23 protein-coding genes and 1 tRNA gene are annotated in these 22,014 nt (G+C 45.3%); 19 read left to right on the forward strand and 5 right to left on the reverse strand.

Features of this window, described 5'->3' with window-relative positions:
• Nucleotides 1-45 precede the first annotated feature (45 nt).
• Nucleotides 46-1,059 carry a rod shape-determining protein gene (locus Q8P86_03445; protein MDP3996719.1) on the forward strand — a complete coding sequence of 338 codons (1,014 nt, stop codon included), beginning with the start codon at nt 46-48 and terminating at the stop codon, nt 1,057-1,059.
• A 232-nt stretch (nt 1,060-1,291) separates the two neighbouring features.
• On the opposite strand, the gene Q8P86_03450 is transcribed toward Q8P86_03445, so the two are convergent.
• On the reverse strand, nt 1,292-1,666 hold the full coding sequence (locus tag Q8P86_03450) for a type II secretion system protein (GenBank protein ID MDP3996720.1): 375 nt from the start codon (nt 1,664-1,666) through the stop codon (nt 1,292-1,294).
• Between the two features lie 214 nt (nt 1,667-1,880).
• Here Q8P86_03450 and Q8P86_03455 point away from each other — a divergent pair, with 214 nt between their 5' ends.
• The 3 genes from Q8P86_03455 (at nt 1,881) to Q8P86_03465 (ending at nt 4,582) form a co-directional block, all read left to right on the forward strand.
• Nucleotides 1,881-2,588 carry a hypothetical protein gene (locus Q8P86_03455; protein ID MDP3996721.1) on the forward strand — a complete coding sequence of 236 codons (708 nt, stop codon included), beginning with the start codon at nt 1,881-1,883 and terminating at the stop codon, nt 2,586-2,588.
• A 218-nt stretch (nt 2,589-2,806) separates the two neighbouring features.
• Nucleotides 2,807-3,358: a ribosome recycling factor gene (gene frr / locus Q8P86_03460; protein MDP3996722.1), complete on the forward strand. Its 552-nt coding sequence runs from the start codon at nt 2,807-2,809 to the stop codon at nt 3,356-3,358.
• A 132-nt stretch (nt 3,359-3,490) separates the two neighbouring features.
• Nucleotides 3,491-4,582 (forward strand): site-2 protease family protein, encoded by a 1,092-nt coding sequence (locus tag Q8P86_03465; protein ID MDP3996723.1) that lies wholly within the window; start codon nt 3,491-3,493, stop codon nt 4,580-4,582.
• A gap of 191 nt (nt 4,583-4,773) precedes the next feature.
• On the opposite strand, the gene Q8P86_03470 is transcribed toward Q8P86_03465, so the two are convergent.
• Nucleotides 4,774-6,378: a proline-rich domain-containing protein gene (locus Q8P86_03470; GenBank protein ID MDP3996724.1), complete on the reverse strand. Its 1,605-nt coding sequence runs from the start codon at nt 6,376-6,378 to the stop codon at nt 4,774-4,776.
• A gap of 245 nt (nt 6,379-6,623) precedes the next feature.
• Between Q8P86_03470 and Q8P86_03475 the strand changes: the two genes are divergently transcribed.
• The 6 genes from Q8P86_03475 to greA all read left to right on the forward strand — a co-directional run bounded on the left by Q8P86_03475 (nt 6,624) and on the right by greA (nt 12,712).
• The gene (locus Q8P86_03475) at nt 6,624-7,877 is read left to right on the forward strand and encodes an aminoacyl--tRNA ligase-related protein (GenBank protein MDP3996725.1); all 1,254 of its coding nucleotides are present in this window, start codon (nt 6,624-6,626) and stop codon (nt 7,875-7,877) included.
• A gap of 121 nt (nt 7,878-7,998) precedes the next feature.
• The gene (locus Q8P86_03480) at nt 7,999-9,063 is read left to right on the forward strand and encodes a rod shape-determining protein (GenBank protein MDP3996726.1); all 1,065 of its coding nucleotides are present in this window, start codon (nt 7,999-8,001) and stop codon (nt 9,061-9,063) included.
• Nucleotides 9,041-9,841 (forward strand): rod shape-determining protein MreC, encoded by an 801-nt coding sequence (gene mreC / locus Q8P86_03485; GenBank protein ID MDP3996727.1) that lies wholly within the window; start codon nt 9,041-9,043, stop codon nt 9,839-9,841. The genes Q8P86_03480 and mreC overlap by 23 nt, the downstream gene beginning before the upstream one ends.
• 161 nt (nt 9,842-10,002) lie before the next feature.
• On the forward strand, nt 10,003-10,266 hold the full coding sequence (locus tag Q8P86_03490) for a hypothetical protein (GenBank protein ID MDP3996728.1): 264 nt from the start codon (nt 10,003-10,005) through the stop codon (nt 10,264-10,266).
• A gap of 6 nt (nt 10,267-10,272) precedes the next feature.
• Nucleotides 10,273-11,979 carry a penicillin-binding transpeptidase domain-containing protein gene (locus Q8P86_03495; GenBank protein MDP3996729.1) on the forward strand — a complete coding sequence of 569 codons (1,707 nt, stop codon included), beginning with the start codon at nt 10,273-10,275 and terminating at the stop codon, nt 11,977-11,979.
• A 271-nt stretch (nt 11,980-12,250) separates the two neighbouring features.
• On the forward strand, nt 12,251-12,712 hold the full coding sequence (greA, locus tag Q8P86_03500) for a transcription elongation factor GreA (protein MDP3996730.1): 462 nt from the start codon (nt 12,251-12,253) through the stop codon (nt 12,710-12,712).
• A gap of 3 nt (nt 12,713-12,715) precedes the next feature.
• On the opposite strand, the gene Q8P86_03505 is transcribed toward greA, so the two are convergent.
• Nucleotides 12,716-12,892 (reverse strand): hypothetical protein, encoded by a 177-nt coding sequence (locus tag Q8P86_03505; GenBank protein ID MDP3996731.1) that lies wholly within the window; start codon nt 12,890-12,892, stop codon nt 12,716-12,718.
• 59 nt (nt 12,893-12,951) lie between these two features.
• Between Q8P86_03505 and lysS the strand changes: the two genes are divergently transcribed.
• The 8 genes from lysS to murF all read left to right on the forward strand — a co-directional run bounded on the left by lysS (nt 12,952) and on the right by murF (nt 20,354).
• Nucleotides 12,952-14,415, forward strand: a complete 1,464-nt coding sequence (gene lysS / locus Q8P86_03510; GenBank protein ID MDP3996732.1) for a lysine--tRNA ligase — start codon at nt 12,952-12,954, stop codon at nt 14,413-14,415.
• A gap of 143 nt (nt 14,416-14,558) precedes the next feature.
• Complete coding sequence (locus tag Q8P86_03515) at nt 14,559-14,912, forward strand: hypothetical protein (protein ID MDP3996733.1); 354 nt, start codon at nt 14,559-14,561, stop codon at nt 14,910-14,912.
• Between the two features lie 341 nt (nt 14,913-15,253).
• Nucleotides 15,254-15,382 carry a hypothetical protein gene (locus tag Q8P86_03520; protein ID MDP3996734.1) on the forward strand — a complete coding sequence of 43 codons (129 nt, stop codon included), beginning with the start codon at nt 15,254-15,256 and terminating at the stop codon, nt 15,380-15,382.
• A gap of 109 nt (nt 15,383-15,491) precedes the next feature.
• Nucleotides 15,492-15,926 carry a division/cell wall cluster transcriptional repressor MraZ gene (gene mraZ / locus Q8P86_03525; protein MDP3996735.1) on the forward strand — a complete coding sequence of 145 codons (435 nt, stop codon included), beginning with the start codon at nt 15,492-15,494 and terminating at the stop codon, nt 15,924-15,926.
• A 37-nt stretch (nt 15,927-15,963) separates the two neighbouring features.
• Complete coding sequence (gene rsmH / locus Q8P86_03530) at nt 15,964-16,863, forward strand: 16S rRNA (cytosine(1402)-N(4))-methyltransferase RsmH (protein ID MDP3996736.1); 900 nt, start codon at nt 15,964-15,966, stop codon at nt 16,861-16,863.
• A 6-nt stretch (nt 16,864-16,869) separates the two neighbouring features.
• A complete protein-coding gene (locus tag Q8P86_03535) occupies nt 16,870-17,202 on the forward strand; it encodes a hypothetical protein (GenBank protein MDP3996737.1) in 333 nt (110 codons plus the stop codon).
• Nucleotides 17,203-17,274: 72 nt separating this feature from the next.
• Nucleotides 17,275-18,978 (forward strand): penicillin-binding protein 2, encoded by a 1,704-nt coding sequence (locus Q8P86_03540; protein MDP3996738.1) that lies wholly within the window; start codon nt 17,275-17,277, stop codon nt 18,976-18,978.
• Nucleotides 18,979-19,031: 53 nt separating this feature from the next.
• Nucleotides 19,032-20,354: a UDP-N-acetylmuramoyl-tripeptide--D-alanyl-D-alanine ligase gene (murF, locus tag Q8P86_03545; protein ID MDP3996739.1), complete on the forward strand. Its 1,323-nt coding sequence runs from the start codon at nt 19,032-19,034 to the stop codon at nt 20,352-20,354.
• Between the two features lie 166 nt (nt 20,355-20,520).
• Here murF and Q8P86_03550 read toward each other — a convergent pair.
• Nucleotides 20,521-20,595, reverse strand: a tRNA-Glu gene (locus tag Q8P86_03550).
• Between the two features lie 200 nt (nt 20,596-20,795).
• The gene (locus tag Q8P86_03555) at nt 20,796-21,230 is read right to left on the reverse strand and encodes an adenylyltransferase/cytidyltransferase family protein (GenBank protein ID MDP3996740.1); all 435 of its coding nucleotides are present in this window, start codon (nt 21,228-21,230) and stop codon (nt 20,796-20,798) included.
• Between the two features lie 29 nt (nt 21,231-21,259).
• Here Q8P86_03555 and Q8P86_03560 point away from each other — a divergent pair, with 29 nt between their 5' ends.
• Nucleotides 21,260-21,781 carry a DNA-3-methyladenine glycosylase gene (locus Q8P86_03560; GenBank protein ID MDP3996741.1) on the forward strand — a complete coding sequence of 174 codons (522 nt, stop codon included), beginning with the start codon at nt 21,260-21,262 and terminating at the stop codon, nt 21,779-21,781.
• Nucleotides 21,782-22,014: the final 233 nt, after the last annotated feature.

The raw sequence follows: 22,014 nt of genomic DNA on the forward strand, positions 1-22,014 counted from the left end.
TTTCTAATCCGACGCCCTTTGCGATCGGGGTTAGAAATTTTAGAAATGTCTTTCTTTTCCACAAAACTGGGCATTGACTTGGGTACCGCGAACACTTTGGTGTTTGTCCCCGGCAAAGGGGTTGTTTTAAACGAGCCGTCCGTTGTCGCTGTTTCCGAGCAGGATAACAAAATACTGGCTGTCGGCCTTGAAGCCAAAAACATGATAGGCAAAACACCCGAGAGTATTATCGCTTATCGTCCCATGAAGGACGGCGTTATTGCCGACTACAGAGTAACGGAAGCGATGCTCCGATATTTTATAGACAAGGCGCTCGGCAAGTGGAACTTCTGGAAGCCGGAGGTCTTGGTATCGGTGCCCGCGGGAGTAACATCCACCGAAAGGCGGGCTGTTGTTGAAGCGACCGTTAAAGCGGGGGCCAGGGCGGCATATGTGGTCAAAGAGCCGATTTTGGGAGCCATAGGCGCCGGTATACCCATACAAGAGGCCATGGGGCATATGATAGTGGATATTGGAGGGGGAACGACAGACGTAGCCGTTATTTCTCTTGGGGGAATCGTTTCTTCAACGTCTGTGAAATGCGCCGGAAACAGGATTGATACCGCCATTGCCGACTATATCAAAAAGACATTCAATCTCGGTATCGGGGACAAAATGTCCGAAGACATAAAGATAAAAGTCGGTTCGGCAGTCCCTCTTGAAGAGGAGCTCACGATGACCATAAAGGGCCGAGATTTTATCACCGGATTGCCTCGTACGACGGAAATAAAGACAAATGAAATAGTCAAAGCTATCGGCAAAGAGCTTCGTGAAATGATAAAAGCCATTAAAGACGTGTTGCAGGAGACACCGCCGGAATTGGCGGCGGATATCATAGACAGGGGAATAATAATGACAGGGGGCTCTTCACAGCTTCGTAATTTACCGGAGCTTGTTTATAGGCGTACGGGAGTGAAAGCGGCTTTAGCAAAGGACCCTCTTTACTGCGTAGTAAAGGGAACGGGCATAGCGCTGGAACATCTGGACACTTATAAAAAGAGCATTATTGCGAAGAGGTGAGACAAAACTGTGAATTACGAAATGTCTTTCTCGGCGAGGTCTTCGCGGCGCACGAAGATTTTTTGCTAAAAATCTTCTCTCTCCAGCGCCGGCCGCGCTTCCGAAGGCGCCACTCAAACCTCGCCTCAACACCATTTCGTAATCCACAGTATTTTTCGCAATTTAGGATAATTTTGAAAACAAAAAACGCTCTCCGGAAGGAGAGCGTTTTTACGTTCGAAAAGAATGCTCATTAGCAACCGGCGAAAGCTACAGCTGTGTCTGTAACCGTACCGCTGGTGCAAGCCCCTGCTGAACCTGATGAAGCAGGCGAGAAAGTTACAGAAAAACTAGCCGGACATGAACCGGGAGCCGTGGAAGGGGCACCTCCATCACGAGCTGAGCCAACATCAATAGCGGCATCTATGGCGGCTTGAGTAATAGCGCCTGAAAGTCCCTCGCAAGCTACCAAAAGCGCTCCTTGCGTTGCTCTTACTTCTGACTGAAAAGCCGCTGACCTGGCCTTAGTCCTGGCGCTTCCCAACGATGTAAGAACCACGGAGGAAAGAATACCGATTATAGCGATAACAACTAAAAGCTCAATAAGTGTAAAACCTTTTTTATACATAATTAATTTTCAAATTATATCCATACTGCAAGACAACCTGCCTTGCTTTAAGGACATTATTATTTTCGACCTTTTTACTATTAAAATTGATTGTTACATCAATAAAACCGATGTCCTTAATTATATACACCTATCGCAAGCATGCAATGTGGATATCTTTTTGGGGTCTTTGGCCAAATATTCGTTTAAATGCCGGCTGTGGTAGAATGTCTTTATGGAATTAAGAGAAATCGCGAAAAATATAAAGGATTTGCACCATTGCTATTGTTTGGAAGGCAAAAGGGACTTTGTATTGAATTCTCTTTTTGATTTTTTTGAAAAGGACTTGAATCTCAAAAGACAGGGCAATCCTGACTTTTGGATAGGGGAGTTTGATATTCTCGGTATTGACGATGTGCGTACTGTTATAGAGGCGCAAAGGCAAAAACCCGTTATGGAAGAGTGCCGGATGTTTGTAATAGCCGCTTATGAAATAACCAAGGAAGCGCAGAACGCTCTTTTAAAGGTTTTGGAAGAGCCCTCTTCTTTTACAAAATTTTTCATAATAGTGGATTCAGCCCAAGGGCTTTTGCCGACAGTCAGGTCGCGAGCTTATATCCTGTCTTTTCTTCCTCAAGACGGTATTTACGAAAATGGCTTCCGTGACAAAGCCCGAGATTTTCTTTCCTTTATCCCTGCCAAGAGGATAAAGTTTGTCAAAAAGCTTTCTGAAGATATTTCTGACGGAAAAGAGGCCAAAATCCAAGCGACACGCTTTTTGAACGCCTTGGAGTTATGCGTCAGAAACAGCAAAGATTTGTCCGAAAAAGAAAAGTTTGAAGTTTTAAGACACGTTGCTTTCGCGGAAAAATATTCACAGGACAGGGGAGCGGTGTTAAAGCAGATTCTGGAACACGTAGCCGTGTCTTTGCCCGTATTTTAGGGGTTTGATTGCAAATTGAAAATTTTCTTACCTATTCTTACGTGACGGAGGATTTATGAAAACGGACAATCTACAAGAGTAAGAGTGTGAGCGATTACTGACCTTTCATTACATTATACGGTTTTCTGTCCTGTGTGTTATAGTAATAAAACTGTTAAATAATCGGAGTTGAGTAGGGCGTGGGTATCTTTTTCCAAATAAAGATAATTTTTAAAAATATGGCATACAATTTTACGAATTTAGCGAACGAAATATCCAGAATATCGGACTGGCTCTCCCGCGAATACGACGGCATAAGAACTTCTCGAGCCACGCCTGCCGTTTTGGACGGCGTGTCCGTGGACGCGTATGGTTCAAAAATGCCGTTAAAACAGGTGGCGAGTATTTCCTCGCAGGACTCTAAGACCCTTTATGTGAGCGCCTATGACCCATCTTTGATAAAGGGCATTGAAAAGGCAATATCGGTGGCCAATTTAGGCCTTTCCGTGGGAGCGGACGAAAAAGGCGTCAGAGTGTCTTTTCCGGAGTTGACCGCGGAACGAAGAGAGACACTTATCAAGTTGGCCAAGGAAAAACTGGAAGACGCCCGTATTTCGGTACGCAAAGCAAGAGATGATGTTTGGGGTAACATTCAGGAAAAGGAAAAAGGTGGAGAAATGGCAGAAGACGAAAAGTTCAAGCTAAAAGTTGAGTTGCAAAGACGCGTTGACGAAATAAACAAAAAACTGGCGGAAATGGCGGAGAAAAAAGAGAAAGAGATTTCGAGTTAGGAAACTCAAAATCTCTTTCTCTTTGAAATTTGTGGAAACTAGCGCTTCGCGCGAAATTTGTTGATATTTTACGAGTATCTTTAATATCTATAAGTTTCCATGAATTTCAACTGATTTCTGCAACAGAGCATCATGACTATAATTATTTTCATCGTTATATTGGCGCTTTTGATCCTCGTGCACGAGCTCGGGCATTTTCTTGTCGCCAAAAAGTCGGGAATAAGAGTGGATGAATTCGGACTCGGTTTTCCTCCGAAAGCCGTTTCTATAAAAAAGGGAGAGACGGAATATTCTTTAAACTGGATACCTTTTGGCGGTTTTGTAAAAATTTTTGGTGAAAATCCGGATGAAGAATCAATAGAGGGTCCCGACAAAGAAAGAAGTTTTGTCCACAAAAACCGAGCTATTCAATCGGCTGTTTTGGTGGCCGGTGTCACTTTTAACATGATTTTTGCCTGGTTCCTTATATCTTTGGGCTTTTTTGTCGGAATGCCGGCTTCCTCGGAAATTTATCCTGACGTCACCAATCCTAAGACGATGATAGTAGCCGTGCGTCCCGACTCGCCGGCCGACCGCGCGGGACTTCGCACCGGTGATGTTTTAGAACGACTTTTTTCCGATTCGGGTAGCGAACTTACAAAGCCGACCGTTTCAGAGGCCTATGAATTCTTAAATCAAGAGGCGGATAGTAAAGTAGAGGTCTCTTATAGCGGTCCTCATGGCAGGGTGGGGAAGGTGGAGCTTATGGCTGAAGAAGGGATAGCTGACGGGCGCAAGGTCGTGGGTATAACCATGGACAGTATCGGCATTTTGAAAATCGGTTTTTTCGGTTCTTTTTGGGAGGGAATGAAAACTACCGTAATGCTCACCCGAGCTATTGCCGTGGCGCTTTGGGGATTTGTGTCTGACGCTTTTACCGGCCAAGCCGATTTTTCACAGGTTACGGGGCCGGTTGGAATAGTCGGGCTTGTGGGCGAAGCGAGTGACTTGGGCTTTTCGTACCTTCTTTCCTTTACCGCCATAATTTCAATACATTTGGCGGTAATAAACTTGGCTCCTTTTCCGGCGCTTGACGGCGGACGTTTGCTTTTTGTGGCCATTGAAGCAATCAGACGAAAAGCCATTTCTCCCAAAATCGCGAATACCCTAAACGCAATCGGCTTCTCTCTTCTTATTCTCCTTATGCTCGTCGTAACATTTAAAGACATAATGAAGTTGTTTTAGGTTTTTTTAATTCCACCAGTTTCAGCATTGGGTTCAGTGTTGGGCGTCCGTTTCAGCTGTGAGCCATACATACTACGACTTTGAAAAGAAATGAGTGAGGAGAAAAAAGAAAACCGCGGGCGTGAAGCTCGCGGTTTTTTGAAAAGAACTGTTTCCGCCGTAACTTTCGGCGGAATGGTTATCTCGTAGCTCTACTTTTCTACGAGATATGTGGCGGTGACGAAAGCCACTTTGCCCTGCAGAGGGCTGTTCGCAAGGTATCGCCCTGCTATTGCCCCGACTTCCTCACGAAAGCGGACATGGTCCGCTGTTTTAGGGTTTTGGTCGAGGTAGTTTTTCCTCACCAACACCCACGCCGCCTCTGCAATGTGGGCGCCGATGAGGACAACTTCGCCCTCAAATACGTCGTTTGCCCGAAGGGGCCGGAGCGCAACTTTTATTTGGATGTTGAATTTGTTTCCAAATAACGTTCTTCCTCCCCGTTCGTAAGGGCACTCGTACGTTATGGCCTTCGCAAGGTTCGTACTTAAGTAAGAGGGGTTGATTGCAACCCCTCTTACGGCCTCGCTGGTTATTCGTAATGCTCCCAACCTTTCCAACTTTTTCAAGTTGTCGTCTTGAGGGATGTCACTTACTGCTGTATGCGGTATGGACGCCGTCTGCTTTTTCATCTCCTGACCCCATTTGACGACGAATGCGTCAATTGTGAGGTTAATTTCGGCTAACCTTGCGTTCACCCTATCGTCCTGATCCCTGAGCTTTTCACCAACCTCCCCTATGATATCTTCCTTTAATAAGCTAAGGGCGTTTGGGGTGACGGCCGGCCGGTTTTCCATATCAGAAATCCGACTAGATAACTTGGCTATTTCACCCGAAAGCTGATTGCTTGAGGCAACCAGCTTTTCCTCGGTTTGGATCATGAGGCGGTCCTGGAATGTTTTCAGCTCTTCCGACCATTCTTTGACATTTTCGTTATGCAGGCGGGATATGGTGTTAACCATTGCCGACTCTACTTTGTCCACGAACCCTTCCACCCGATTAGTGGCGCCGTCGCTTACCACGGTGAAGCCATGCAAGCTGTTGCTGATGGCCGTTTGCATTTCCGCGTGAGTTACGGCGTTTGACCTTATGAGACCGAGTGTCTCATTCAGGGTGTTTAGGGTCTGCCCGATCTCGCTTACCTTGCCCACCACTCCCGGGCTTTCTGTTCCGGGTCGTCCGAAGACGACATTGGACATGTCCGACATCCTGTTTCGCACCGGAGTTGACACGACGGTGATGACGACGCCGATGAAGACGGCGATGAGCGCCAGGAGTAGCAACACCTTTCCAATAAGTTTTGCTTTCTCTTGCCATGACGACTGCTCGCCCCCGAACACCCTGTGCAACTTAGGCGAGGTCGGCTTAGGCAAGGTCTGTGGTCTTGCCGGTGTGTCTTCTTGTTGGCCTTTTGGAGGAGCCGGTTTTCCACTTTCAACATCTACGACCCAATTTCGGGGAGCCGCCGCAGGACCTCCTTCGCCTCCACTTTTCGGTGGTGGTGAGGACGTCTCAGTTTTCACACTTTCTCCCGACGGGGGAGAAGTTTGCGCGGGACTCGGAGTCGGAGCCGGCTTCTGCGGTTGTTTAGCTCCTTCTTTGGGAGTTACCACCGGAGTCGGCTTTTGCGGAGGAGGTTCCTCTTTCTTCGGAGTCGGAGCCGTAGTCGGTTTGGGGCTACCTCCTTTAGGATTCGCCGGTTTATTGGACGGTTTTTGGCCGCCTTGGCTTAAGTTAATCTCAATCTTGTCTGCCATATTATTCTGCTTTCAAAAAACTGTCGTTGCCTGTCTGTTTTTTCAACCGGAAGTATCCGGTCAGGACGTCACTCAACATCCCTTTACTTTCGTCATCATAGCACTGAAAAAGACACCTGTCAATATTAAAAGACGTTACAAATACGACACAATTTTATCTCCGCCAAGCCGTTTTTTTGTAGAGATACATCCGGTGGATTTGGTCAAGTGTTACGAAATCCGCGACTTTAGTGTATGATAAAGCCATGAAGCAGTCACAACTTTTTACCAAGACGAGAAAGGAGGCCCCAGCCGATGAAGTGGCAAAAAACGCCTCTCTTTTAATTCGCGCCGGCTTTATTCACAAGGAAATGGCGGGAGTGTATTCCTATCTTCCTTTGGGGCTTCGTGTCTTAAATAAAATCGCTCTAATTATAAGGGAAGAAATGAACGCCCTTGGCGGTCAGGAAGTTCAGTTATCTTCTCTGCAAAACAAAGACGTCTGGCAAAAAACAGGGCGATGGGACGAAGAAAAAGTTACAAATTGGTTTAAGACGGAAATAACGGGAGGCAAAGAAACACGACTTGGTTTTACTCATGAAGAGCCACTTACGGCCATAATGGCGGGACAGATATCTTCTTACAAGGACCTGCCAAAATATGTTTATCAAATCCAAACCAAATTTAGAAACGAAGAAAGAGCAAAAAGCGGAATGTTGCGTGGAAGAGAGTTTTTGATGAAGGATTTATATTCTTTCTCAAAAGACCAAAAGGAGCACGACCAATTCTATGAAAAAGTGGCAAAGGCCTACGAAAAAATCTTTCAAAGAGTTGGCATCGGGGCTCAAACCCACAAAACCTTCGCTTCAGGCGGAGTATTCAGCGAATTTTCTCACGAATTTCAGACCGTCACGGAGGCGGGCGAAGACACCATTTTCATTTGTGAAAAAGACGGCACGGCGGTAAACAGAGAAGTTTTTACGGACGAGGTGTTGTCCAAAATGGGTAAAAATAAAAGCGATTTTCAAGAATTCAAGGCCATAGAAGTCGGAAACATTTTTTCTCTCGGTACGCGTTTTTCCGAACCGCTCGGTCTTTTCTTTAAAGACGATAAGGGGGAGGACAGACCTGTCATCATGGGCTCTTATGGAATGGGTCTGGGACGGCTTATGGGTACGGTGGCGGAAATACTTTCTGACGAGAAGGGGCTTCTGTGGCCGAAAGAAATATCTCCTTTTTCAGTTCATCTTATTTCAATAGGAGCCGAAGAGAACCCGGAAGTCAAGAAACAGGCAGACAAGATTTACGAGAAACTTGAGGAAAAATCGGTAGAGGTTTTGTATGATGATAGGGAGGCGCGCGCGGGAGAGAAATTTGCCGACAGCGACCTCATGGGGATACCGACGAGGGTGGTTTTGAGCGAAAAAAACATCAAAGAAGGCAGGGTGGAGGTGAAAGGGCGAACAGAAAAAACTCCCAAATACATGACTGAAGATGAGCTGTTTGGTAGCCGGTTTTAAGCAGGAGAAAAGAGCGCAGAGCAAAGCGACCGTCTCCGCGACGCGAGGGGATTGTCGTTTCTCTTAATTCACGGGAGATACCGCTTTTATTTTACAATCCTCAAGTGACAGATAACGATACATGTTTGAACAATTCAAATCATATTTTAATAAATACGCTTCCAACGATATCGGTATAGACCTTGGTACCGCCAATACTTTGGTTTATGTCCGAGGACAGGGCATTGTCGTAAACGAACCATCGGTTGTTGCCGTTAATCAGAAGACCGGCCAAGTGGTGGCTGTTGGTTCGCAAGCCAAAGACATGCTCGGGCGAACGCCCGGACACATCGTTGCCATAAAACCTCTTGTCGGAGGGGTGATTTCCGATTTTGAAGTTACGGAAGAAATGATAGCGTACCTTTTAAAAAGAGTGGAAGGCGACTCGCGCAGGATCTTGGGGCCGAGGGTGGTCATCGGTGTTCCTTCGGGTGTCACTAACGTGGAGTCCCGAGCAGTCAGAGACGCTACCAAAAACAACGGCGCTCGCGAAGTATATGTGGTGGAAGAGCCGATGGCGGCGGCCATAGGAATACGACTGCCTGTTATGGATCCCGTCGGCAGTATGATAGTTGACATAGGAGGAGGGACGACAGACGTGGCGGTTATTTCTCTTGCTGGGGTCGTGCGTTCAAAAAGTTTGAAAATAGCTGGCGACAAGTTGAACGAGGATATCATCTCCTATATACGAGGCGAGTTTAAAATTCTAATCGGCGAAAAGACGGCGGAGAACGTTAAAATAGCCATTGGCTCCGTGTTGCCTCAAGAGGCGCCGATGGAAGCGGTCATAAAAGGTCGCGACCTTATCACCGGCTTGCCGAGAGAAGTCATAATTACCGACTCGGATATCAGAGAAGCCATTTGCGGTTCGGTGGATATTTTGGTGGAAGCGGTGAAAGAGGTCTTGGAAACAACTCCTCCTGAAATAGTATCGGATATAATGCATAGGGGAGCATATCTTGTCGGAGGCGGGGCTTTGCTTCGCGGTGTTGATGTTTTGTTTGCCGACTCAACAAAAGTACCTTTCCATATCGCGGACGACCCTCTGTCGGCTGTTGGTCGCGGGGCGGGCATAATCCTTGAGGACTTGAGCAAATATGAAGAGGTGCTCATAAAAAGCGAAGATGAACTACCTCCTAAAAACTAACAAAAACACGAGGCGAAGGTTTTTTCCTATTTTAGTCGTTTTGTTATTTCTGACAGTTGTATTTACTCTCAATTTTCTGGCGCCTCGTTTTTTGGGAGGACGTTTTCACTTTGTGGCCTTTCCGTTTTGGAAAGCCGGGCAAACGGTCAGCGGGTGGTTTGTGAACAGTTCGGTCTTGTTTAAGGAAAAATCGGAACTGCTGAAAGAGTTGGAAAATCTGCGAGAAAAAGAGTCAGACAAGGAAAACCTGCTTCTGCTTTTGGAGGTATACAGAAAAGAAAATGAAGAATTGAGAGGTATTTCTGAAGTTAGAGTTGATGAAAAAGTCATTTTAGCTTCTGTTCTTTCCGCTCCGCCCATATCTCCTTACGACACTTTGATTTTGGGCGCCGGCTTAAAAAGCGGTGTTTCAGAAGGAATGATTGTCACTATGAACCGTGCCGTCATCGGTAGAGTGGTTTCGGCGAATGACCATACTTCTACCGCTTTGCTTTTTTCCGCGCCGGACGAAAGAACCGAAGTAGTGGTGGGAGAAAGTAAAATACAAGCGGCGGCGGTGGGTGTAGGTGGCGGAAACATGACCATAACTTTGCCTAAGGGCGTGAAAATTGCCGAAGGCGACGTCGTCATGCTTTCCGGTAATTTTTCCCCTCGGCTTGTGGGAGTGGTGGAGGCGCTGTCTTCAAGCGATGCGGACTCTTTTCAAACGGCGCTTTTGAGGGTCCCTGTCAACTTTGCCGAAGCAAGGTTTGTTGAAATAACCGATATGTTGCCTTGATACTTTGAATTACGAAATACAGCAGGCGTCCCCCACGAGGAAAGTCACAAAAAAGTGACCGCTCCAAGGGCGCTTGCCCGGTCCTAGTCACTTTTTTGTGACTTTCCTCGTGGGGGGGGAAGGCGGGTGTTTCTTAATCCACAGTCAATGTATTAACGCCCATGAAAAAACGAGTTACTGCCGACATAATTTTTTTCTTTTTTATTCTTTTCGCGCCTTGGTGGGCGAGCGTCATATTTGGGCTGGTTTGTCTTTTTATCTTTGAACGCTATTACGAAATTTTGGTTGCCGGACTCGCCCTTGATGTTTTGTACGGGGTCGGCGCTTCAAAAAACGGCGGTTTTCCTGTAATATTTACGGTATCGGCATCTTTCGCGTTTGTCGCGTCTCTTTATCTCAAGGAGAGAATCAAGTTTTACAAATGAAATTCAATGATTTTTTTTAGACGAAAAAATAAAATTTCAGGCAAAACAGAAATATTTCCTGACGAAATATTTTTGGACTCCAGCAACATTCCAAAATTTGACAAACATCAGTTTGAAGGAAGGATAGAAAAGCCGATTTCTAAAAAAGTCATCGCCATTTCCGGCGTGGTTTTTGTGGCGGTGGCTGTCATATTTTTAGGTAAAATCTGGATGCTTCAGGTGGGACAGGGACGCGCCTATGCTTTGCGGGCGGAAGAAAACCGCCTCCGCCACACGATAGTTTTTAGCGAGAGGGGAGTGATTTTTGACAGAAAAGGGACAGTCGTGGCTTACAACGAGCCGCCGCTTCCCGGAAACGAATTTTCATATAGAAAATATACTGACTTGCCGGGGTTGGCGCATGTTTTGGGGTATGTGAAATATCCGTCCAAAGACAGCGCCGGTTTTTACTACAAAGAGGATTTTGATGGGGTGGCCGGGGTGGAAAAAATGTTTGACGATGCTCTGTCGGGGACTAACGGATTGAGGATTATAGAGACAAATGCTTTAGGCGCCGTGGCTTCCGAAAGTGTAATTTCCTCCGCCAAAGACGGTGAAAATATTCATCTGTCTATTGACGCGGGACTTCAAACCGCTTTGCATTCATACATGCGCGACTTGACCAGAGACGGAGGATATGCGGGAGGAGCGGCTGTTGTTTTGAACGTGAAAACTGGTGAAATACTGGCCATGACGAACGTGCCTGAATTTGACTCCACGGTTCTTGCCGACGGAAAGGATGCCGAAAAAATAAAATCATTCGTGGAGGACCCCAACATGCCTTTTTTGAATCGGGTGGCGCAGGGCCTTTATACTCCGGGTTCCATAGTAAAACCGTTTGTTGCTTTAGCCGCCTTGTCCGAAGGCGTAATTGATCCGCGCAAAAATATCTTGAGCACCGGTTCCATATCCATAGCTAACCCCTATGACAAAACTCAGGTGAGTGTTTTTAAGGATTGGAAAGCCCATGGCTACGTGGACATGAGGGAAGCGTTAGCTGTGTCGTCAAACGTTTATTTTTACGCCATAAGCGGAGGATACGAAGACCAAAAAGGAGTAGGTATTGATAAAATTTCCGAATACGTCAGAAAGTTCGGTTTTGGTGAACCTGTGGAAAAAAATCACTGGCTTTTTGGTAAAGAGGGGGTTGTGCCGACTCCGGAGTGGAAAAAGTCCGTTTTTGGAGGCGACGAGTGGCGTTTGGGGGATACTTACAACACTTCTATCGGCCAGTACGGTTTTCAGGCGACACCACTGCAAATAGCGAGGGCTATCGCGGCTATTGCAAACGAAGGCACGCTGGTTTATCCGACTTTCACTAAAAATACTTACGAAACCCAAGACGCGATCGGAAAAAAAATAGAAATCAAAAGCGACTATTTTGACATAGTTAAGGAGGGGATGAGAGATGCCGTGGTGGCCGACTATGGTACTGCCCGTTCTTTGAATTTTCCGTTTGTATCGGTGGCCGCCAAAACAGGAACGGCCGAAGTCGGCACTACAAAGAAGAGTGTGCATTCTTGGGTGGCGGGTTTTTTCCCTTACGAGGAACCTCAATACTCTTTTGTTGTCGTTATGGAAAGAGGCCCCAGCGAAAACATATTACCGGCAAGTCGCGTTATGCGCGGAATGTTTGAGTGGATGGGAATATATAGGCAAGAGTACCTAAAATAATCATCTCTCCCTAATTCTTAATTCATAATTCATAAATCCTAAATCCTATTTCGTGGAGTATCTTTTCCTCCACTATCGTGTTATACTTCTGTGGTAAGATTTATAATAAACTGTGAATTACAAAACACCTGCTTCCCCCCCTCGGAAAGCTCCCAAAAAAGTGACCGCTCCAAGGGCGCTTGTCCGGTCCCAGTCACTTTTTTGTGACTTTCCTCGTGGGGGGGGAGCATGCCGTTTTTTGTAATTCAAGAATAATAAAATAAAAAAACTTATGTCCGACAAAACAGAATACCTTACGCAAGAAAAATATAAAGAGTTGCAAGCCGAGCTTTTAAATTTGAAAACCGAACGCAGAAGAGAGGTCGCCGAACAGTTGGAGTACGCGAAATCATTGGGGGACTTGGCTGAAAATGCCGAGTATCACGAAGCCAGAACCGAGCAGGCAAATGTTGAAGACAGGATAAACCGCCTTGAAGCTATGATGAAGGCGGCGGTTATCGTAAGCAAAGACACTCATGACGTCGTTGAAATCGGTTCAACGGTGACTTTGGATCGGGGTGGCAAACAGGTTACGTACACCATTGTCGGTTCCGAAGAGGCCAATGTTGAAAGCGGTAAATTGTCTATACGCTCTCCGATAGGCGAGGCCATGATTGGCAAAAGAAAAGGAGATTTTTTTGAGTGTAAAACCCCGGGAGGCAAGGCCAAGTGTAAAATATTGGAAGTAAAGTAAAAATCAGCGACAGATAGTTCTCTTTGAATTACGAAACTCCAATTCCGCGTCTTTCTTTTCAATTTCGGCTACGGCTTTGCAAAAATTATTCAACAGATACTCTGTATACGCCTCATAATTTTTGCTTCGCCTCGCTCGAAATTGAAAAGAAATCCATCGGAAGCGAGTTTCGTAACTCAAAGTTCTTAGCTTCGGACAGGCAAAAGACAAATTCGTCTTCTGCTTGACGATATTTTTAAATGTCGTTAGAAGAAATACGTTCAATCCGGCTTCTAAAATTAGAAAAGCTTAAACAGGCGGGAGTTAACCCCTATCCTGTTTCGGCTTGTCCGGACGTGACGCTTGAAGAAGCGGTGGACAATTTCGCAAAACTCGCAAAAAAGAAGAGAGTGACATTGGCTGGCCGTATTATCGCAAAACGTGGACAAGGGGCCATACTTTTTGTTGATATTTTTGATGGCACGGGTAAATTCCAGGCGGTTTTCAAGAAAGACGAAATGGAAGAATCGGTCTTCGGACTTTTTGAAGAAACCACTGATAATGGCGATTTTATTGAGGTCTCAGGTTCGTTTTTTACGACAAAAAGAAAAGAAAAGTCGCTTTTGGCAAAGGATTGGAAAATGCTTTGCAAGACGCTAAGGCCCCTTCCCGAGAAATGGCACGGACTGACTGATACCGAAGAACGTTTCCGCAAAAGGTACTTGGACATTTTGATGAATGAGGAGGTCAGAAAACGTTTTGTTTTGCGTTCTCGCATCGTTTCAGAACTTAGGAAAGTTTTGGACAAAGAGAACTTTCTGGAAGTTGAGACATCCATGCTTCAGCCACTTGCCGGAGGCGCGAATGCCGAGCCATTTAAGACGAGGCATAACGCTTTAGATATGGATTTGTATTTGCGAATAGCGCCGGAGATTGACCTGAAAAAACTTTTGATAGGAGGATATCGCAAGGTCTATGAAATCGGCCGAAGTTTTAGGAATGAAGGAATAGACGTTACTCACAATCCCGAATTTACAACTGTTGAGTGGTACGAAGCATATAGCGACGCGAAAAGGCAAAGAGAATTTTTGGAAAAAGTCCTGAAAACGGTGGTCAAAGGAGTTGTCGGGAAAAACAAGATTGAATTTGACGCGAAAGAAATTGATTTTTCCGGAAAATTTGCCGTTGTTTCGTATTTTGAACTGCTTCAACGTTACGCTTTAATTCCGGAACCCGCGAAGGCGAGCATGGATGATTTAAAACTCAAGGCGACGCAATTGGGAATAAAACCCGAAAAAGGCGATACTGTTGAAAAACTCATGGACAGCATTTATAAAAAGACAGCCAGACCGAAACTGGTACAGCCGACTTTTGTTGTTGATTATCCGGCCAATTACATTCCATTGGCCAAAAAGAAAGAAGGCAGTGATACGTTAGTTGATGCGTTTCAGCTTGTAATAGGTGGATTTGAAGTTACCAAAGCATTTTCTGAACTGAATGATCCGGTAGACCAAAGAGAACGTTTTGCATTACAAGAAAAAAACAAGAAAGAGGGAGACGCCGAAGCTCAAGAGGCGGACGAAGCGTTTCTGGAGGCCTTGGAATACGGAATGCCGCCTGCCGGTGGGGTGGGACTTTCAATTGACAGAATGGCTATGCTTCTTGGTAACGTAAAAAACATTCGTGAAGTGGTTTTCTTTCCAACCATGCGTCCTAAAACATAGGAGATAAGGTTCACAAAGATTCACATTTCACGTCGTTTTTTCGACGGCTGTGAGCGACTACTTTAGGTTGCCTGTACAAGTTTTGAATATTATCGTAGTATACCTCGCAGAAAGAAAACCGAGTACAGAGGTGTATTATGAACATGACGAAAAAAGTTTCGGAATTGAAAGAGATGCTATCAAGGCCCTTGGCAGAATGGTTATCCAAACCCGCGATGGATCGACTTCTAGACGCCGGAATCCGCAATTTTGCTGACTTGTACTGCTTTGAGGCAGTGCACAATAGCGGTCTCTTTTTCCGACACTTGGGTAGCAGGCCCGGACAAGGGCTTGCCAAGATCAACGGTATTGGAAAAAAGACGACAGATGAGATACTGGCTCTGATTGAGGAGAAGAAATTGCCGAGTTTAGATTCGGCTCATAAGGTGGCGGTACTTTTATACTGCCAAGAAATCAAGGGACGATTCTACAAGGGACGATTCTATTCAGGTCGTTGAAACGACCATGACCCGCGTAAACCCGCCACTCTCGTGGCGGGTTTTTTTCTGTTTGGTTTATATCTGTGAATTACGAAACACTTGCTTACCCCCCCACGAGGGAAAGCTCCCAAAAAAGTGACCGCTCCAAGGGCGCTTGCCCAGTCTTAGTCACTTTTTTGTGACTTTCCTCGTGTGGGGGGCCACCTGCCGTATTTCGTAACTCAAAGTATCCAAGCTCGGTTCTTCACCGTAATTTCACTGTGGATAACTATATTAGCAAAGTGGGATAGAGTGTTATAAGATGTTATATAAGTGGTATGAAGTGGTAAATTTATATTTTCACTTTTATCGCTACATTTATGGACAGGAAAGTTTATAAAGTTAAATACGGCAGAGGAAAAGAGTACTTGATAGTGCTCAATTTGCCTCAAAAGGTAAGGGTACAGGTCAAGAACAGCAAAAAGAAAGAGTGTAAAGTGGATGCCTGATAGCACCTTAATGCTCCCGAGAGTTTTCGGAAGCATTGCGGTACGCGAAACAGAAACCACAGTCGACCATTCTTTACTTTTTTAGTCGCCTAAAAAATTTACGACTTTCATGTTAATTGGCGAATACACGCACACCATAGACGAAAAGAGCCGTGTCTCTCTTCCTTCCAAATTTAGAAAAGAACTCGGCAAAAATGTCGTGGTCACTCGTGGTCTTGACAACTGTTTGTTTCTGTATTCACCAAAAGCATGGGCGGTTATTTCAAAAAAGTTGGGTCAGTTGCCTTTTGGACAGTCCGACAGTCGCGGGTTTAATAGGTTTATGTTTGCCGGAGCGGTAGAGGTGGATGTGGACCAGCTTGGCAGGATTCTCATACCGGATTTTTTAAAAAGTTTTGCCGGCTTGTCTGAAAAGGTGATTTTCGCGGGGCTTTACGACAGGGTTGAAATATGGAACGAAAAACACTGGGGCGAATATAAGAAAAAAATTGAAGATCAGGGCGACCAGTTGGCGGAAAAGCTTGGCGAAATAGGGGCTGTGTGATTTTTATACCACTTCCAATTGAGCGAAAATTGAAATTATGGTCCAACACGTTCCAGTTCTTTTAAAACAGATTACCGACATTCTTGCCGTTAAAGGGGGCGAAATTTTTCTTGACTGCACATTGGGTGGCGGGGGACACTCGGCTTCCATATGTCAGGCGACTCATGGAGAAGCCCGAATAATCGGCCTGGACATTGACGAGGATGCCGAAAAAAGAGTTGAAAATACGCTGAAAAAAGAAGGATGCCGTTTCCAGTTTTTCAATCAGAACTTCAAGGACTTAGACAATGCTCTCGCAAAGGCCGGCGTCTCTCATGTTCACGCGATTCTTTACGATTTGGGTTGGAGCTCGTTTCAGACCGAAATTTCAGGAAGAGGATTTTCTTTTAAAAAAGACGAGCCGCTTCTTATGACCTTTTCCAAAAATCCTAAAGCAGATGATTTGACCGCGCAAAAGATATTAAACAGCTGGGAGGAGGAGAACATAGAGCTCATTTTGAAAGTTTACGGAGAAGAGCGATTTGCGAGGCGCATCGCAAGACGTATCACGGAAAGAAGACAGACAAAAGAGATACTCACAACCTTTGAACTTGTGGAAATCGTCAAAAGCGCCATTCCGGCATCGGCAAAAAGAAAAGGAGGCATCCATCCGGCGACAAAGACCTTTCAGGCCCTGCGTATCGCGGTAAACGATGAGATGAGCGCTCTAAAAAAAGGGTTGCAAAACGGATTTGAAGCGCTGAATTCAGAGGGGAAAATGGCCGTAATATCATTCCATAGTTTGGAAGACAGAATAGTTAAAAGGACTTTCAGTCAATGGGCGAAAGAAGAAAAGGGAAAAATCATTACCAAAAAACCTCTCACGGCGGACGAAGCGGAGACAGAAAATAATCCAAGATCAAGAAGCGCCAAGTTGAGAGTTTTTCAAAAGTATTAAAGAAAAATGACAAAAGTTATCAATAAAACTTTATACGAGTTAAAAGAAGCCAGAATTTTTTGGATTGCTTTGGCTTGTCTTGGACTTTCGCTCGCGTTTTACGCCTATTTCATATCAATGACCGTATTCAACATAGTGGAAAGAAAAAGCGCCAAAGTGGCAATTTCCGAACTTAATTCAGAATTGGCTTTTCTTGAGACCGAATATATGGAACTGAATAGTTCTTTGACCATGTCTCTTGTTTTAGAACAGGGTTTTCGAGAAGTCAATGACGTGAAATACGCTTCAAGGGGGGCCTCCAGAGAGGCGCTGTCCTTTGAAAACGCGGCGGGGCAATAGCTCGCTTGGCTTATCTCTTGTATACTTTAATCAAGTCCTCATAACTTGATTCGCTTTGGATTGCAAACTTCAATGAAAAATTTTCCATTCCGGCTTATTCTCATTAAAACGGCGGTGGTGGCGGGAGCGTTGATTTTAATGACAAAACTGTACACGGTACAAATCGTCCGTGGAGACGATTTCAGTGAAAGAGCCGCTCGGCAATATGTTCAGGAAGGTACAAGTTCGTTTGACCGTGGCAATATATATTTCAAAAACAAAGACGGAACGCTTATGGGCGCGGCGGTTTTGAAACAGGGCTTTACTCTTTCCATAAATCCGTCTATTTTGTCTTCACCTGAGAGCACATATGAAAAACTTTCAGAGATAGTGCCTATTGAAAAGGATTCTTTTATGGCCAAGGCCGGCAAAAAAGGCGACCCGCACGAGGAAATCCTAAAACAAATTGATAAAAAAACGGCGGATAAAATCCGGGCGCTCCAAATCACCGGCGTGTTTTTGACCTCGGCAAAATGGCGGTACTACCCGGGAAACGCAAGTGGCGCTCATGTTTTGGGTTTCGTTGGTTTTCAAGGCAATGAACTGACGGGTCGATACGGCCTTGAAAGCTACTATGAAGGGGTACTGGAGAGAACCGATGAAAAGCTTTATGTAAACTTTTTCGCCGAAGTTTTTTCAAGCATAGGGAGGATTGTAAGCGGAGATTCAAAGCGAAGCGGAGACGTTTTAACCGGCATTGAACCGTCCGTGCAAGCGTTTTTGGAGGAGAACCTTCTTTCCATAAGTGAAAAGTGGGAAAGTAAACTGGTGGGAGGAATTGTCATAGAACCGACGACGGGCCAAATAGTTGCGATGTCAACATTGCCGACATTTAATCCGAATGACTTTAGAAACGCGGATCCCTCTACTTTTTTAAATCCGTTCGTAAGCAGTGTTTACGAGCTTGGTTCGGTTATTAAACCTTTGACCGTGGCCGCGGGCATTGATTCGGGCAGTATAACCTCCAATACAAAATATTTTGATGCCGGTTTTGTTACGGTAAACGGACTTAAAATTTCAAATTATGACGGCAAAGGAAGGGGAGAAGTTGACATTCAAACCGCTTTAAGTCAGTCGCTAAACACCGGCATGGCTCATGTTGTCTTGAAAATGGGCAGGGAAAATTTCGCCAAATACATGACTTCTTTGGAGCTCGGCGAAGAGACGGGAGTGGACTTGCCCGGAGAGGTTCGAGGTTTGGTCAAAAACTTGGAAAGCCCGAGAAACATAGAACATGTTACCGCCTCTTTCGGACAAGGTATCGCTCTCACTCCCATTGCCGCCGTCAGGGCGCTCACTTCTCTCGCAAACGGAGGGGTTTTGCCGAATTTGCATGTGGCAAGTAGCATTGACTATGACTTGGGTTTTGAGAAAAATTTGACTTTTGGAGAAGGAAAAAGGGTCTTCAAAAAAGAAACGGCAGATGAAGTGACGAGAATGCTCGTGAGTGGCGTTGATGATACTCTCTCCGATGGCAAGTATAAGATGGAACATTATAGCATTGCCGCCAAAACCGGTACGGCTCAAATTGCGAAAACGGACGATAGAGGATATTATGATGACAGGTTCCTTCATTCTTTTTTCGGCTATTTTCCCGCCTATGAACCTAAATTTCTGATATTTCTTTTTACCGTGGAACCAAAAGGAGTGGACTTTTCTTCTCAAACATTGGCGGAACCTTTTATGAATACGGCAAAGTTTTTGATAAATTATTATGAAATCCCGCCGGATAGATGAGAAACATGGAACACGAAACAAGTTAGCAAAAGTCAGAAAAGCGTACTTTTATCATGAAATTTTTTTTAAAACAAATCGTAATCACTCTTCTTACTTGGGAAGCTCGCGTTGTACTGAAGAAGTACAAGCCGTCCATAATCGCCGTTACCGGTACGGTGGGAAAAACCAGTACCAAGGACATGATATATACGATTTTTTCAAAATATTTATATACCAGAAAAAGTGAAAAAAGTTTTAACGGCGATATAGGAGTGCCTCTTACCATTCTTGGCCTGCCGAACGGCTGGAACAACCCTTTTGTTTGGCTTCTCAATATACTGAGGGGCCTCCGTCTCATTTTTCCGGTACGTTTGTCGCTTAAGGCCACAAGGTATCCCCAGTGGCTTATTTTGGAAATAGGCGCTGACAGGCCCGGAGATATCAGACGTCTGGCCAAGTGGATAAAGCCGGATGTTACGGTTGTTACAAAGCTAAGCAAAGTGCCTGTGCATATAGAATTTTTCAAGTCGGTGGCGGAAGTAAACAAAGAGAAGTCCAATATTGTAAAGTCCCTAAAGAACGGCGGTTCTCTGATTTTAAACGGGGACGACGAAGACGTACGTCAGTTTTCGGAAATCAGAAGAGAAATAAAACCGTTATTTTTTGGATTTGATAATTTTTCCAATATAAAAGCAAGCAACTACGCCATTGAGTATGAAGATAAAAATGGCTTGCGTCTTCCGTGGGGTATTTCTTTTAAATTAAATTTCAGCAACAATTGCTTGCCGGTAAAATTAAACGGCGTCTTGGGGAAGAGCGTCTGTTTTGCCGCTCTCTCCGGTTTTGCCACCGCAATAGTCGCCGATATTCCACCTCTCTCTGCCCTTGAAGCGATGGCTGATTATAAGACGCCTCCCGGCAGAATGCGTCTCGTTGAAGGCGTAAAAGATTCGCTCATTATAGATGACACGTATAATTCTTCGCCCGCGGCTGTAGAGGGAGCTTTGGGGACATTGCGTGACATTGAAGGTTACGGCAAAAAAATCGCCGTTTTGGGAGATATGTTAGAGCTTGGCAGGCATAGTCCGGAGGCGCATCGAGAGATCGGAAAGTTGGTCGCGTGTTCTGCTCATGTTTTGATAACAGTTGGTGTCAGGGCTCGAGAGATAGCGCAAGTGGCCATGGAAAACGGAATGTCGGAGAAATCAATTTTCCAATTTGAAGACGCGGACAAAGCCGGCAAACATTTGGAGCTACTGTTGCAAAAAGGAGATATTGCTCTTGTGAAAGGTTCACAATCAGTACGGATGGAAAGGACGGTAAAAGAGGTTATGGCAAGGCCGGAAGACGCGGCGAAAATTCTGTGCAGACAGGAGAGGCAGTGGATGTTGAGATAATAAAGAATTCGGACGTGAATAACTACTCATCGGGATTGAAGCTTACAGCTTCAGTACAGGTTTCCCATTTGCTCACGATAAGAATCGCGCGCAAATATGGGAGAACCTCTTCAAATCCCGAACGCAAAGCAAGCAGTTGCTTTGCTTGAGTTCAAAATTAGAATTTTGACCTCATCGGGATTTGAACCCGAGTTCCAGCGTTGAGAACGCCGTGTCCTAGACCAGGCTAGACGATGAGGCCGTGTGACAGAGAAATCATACCATTTCGGACACGATTTTCAACTTTTTAATCAATCCGCAGAATTCCCCGACGGCTTTCCGCGGGGATGAATGCGGAGTGAGTGGGAAGGGGGTCGGGGAAACGGGAGTTTCCCCGTGGAGGAGAGCAGTGAGTCTGCGAGCGTTGAGAACCGAGAGGTTCTCAAAATAAATTCCGCTCGCCTAATACCCCGTCCGTTTGCCGCGGGGATATGGACGAGCGGGATTTATTTTATTGGAATGCTTTTTGATAACAACTATTTCAGGCAGGGGACGGGGTCCGCTATTTATTAGAGCGGATTTTAATTTCAACTGGTCGTAACCTAATGCCACGACATCCGGCTTGAATTTCTTAATAGCGCTCCAACTGCCTAAACTTGTATCGCCGGAGACGATTTCCGCTTCCGGAAACCTTTTTTCAACCGCCAGCATTCTCTCCGGAAGAGGCGAGCGGGGGACTTTGTTTTTCAAAGAAACCACACTGCTGTCTTGAGCTACACTAACAATCAACTTGCTTCCAAGTTTTTGGGCTTCGCGTAGGAAAAAAACATGGCCTTCATGCAGACCGTCAAACGTGCCGAAAACCAAAACCGCTTTTTTTAATTTACCACTTGCCATAGACGGTTTTAGTATATAACATTTTCAAAATGAGGAAAGTTTTGAACGGAAGTTTTTACAACAGACCGGTTTTGACGGTAGCCGAAGAACTTTTAGGAAAATATTTGGTCAGACAAAGCGCCGGTAAACGCCTCGCTTTCCTTATAACCGAAGTGGAAGGGTACGACGGAGAAAAAGACCTTGCCTGTCACGCGAGGAGAGGCAAGACAAAAAGAACGGCCGTGATGTATGGCGAAGCGGGACATTGGTATGTTTATCTTTGTTACGGAATGTATTGGATGTTAAACATCGTCACCGGACCGGTCGGCTATCCGGCGGCGGTTTTAATACGAGGAGTTTCGAGCCATGGCGGGCCGGGAAAACTAACCAGAGAATTGAAAATTGGAAAAAGCTTTAACTCAAAAAAGGCAGCGCCGGAAAAGGGGCTTTGGATAGAAGACAGGGGAGTTCGCGTAATGCCGGAAAAAATTTTGAAAACCGCGAGGGTAGGCATTTCTTATGCCGGACCCCTATGGTCAAAGAAAAAATGGAGGTTTGTATTGAAAATGTAAAACTAACACCGTGATGGCGAATTGTTGCAGATTATGAAGATAAGAGTTTGAAAAGAAAACGCCCCCCGATTATGCTCTTGTGCATTATGGGGGGCTAAGGGGCCGTTTTAGGGGTCAGTGGAAATGTGACACAGGACTTCGTCGTTCTCTGTGTCCGCATCAAAGTTCCTTCTCCGGCGTTTCTTCGGCCGAAATCTCCCGAAAGTTACGCCAGAAGTTGAAGTGGAACTATA

This window comes from bacterium, assembly GCA_030699905.1.
Lineage (GTDB): Bacteria > Patescibacteriota > Minisyncoccia > Phycocordibacterales.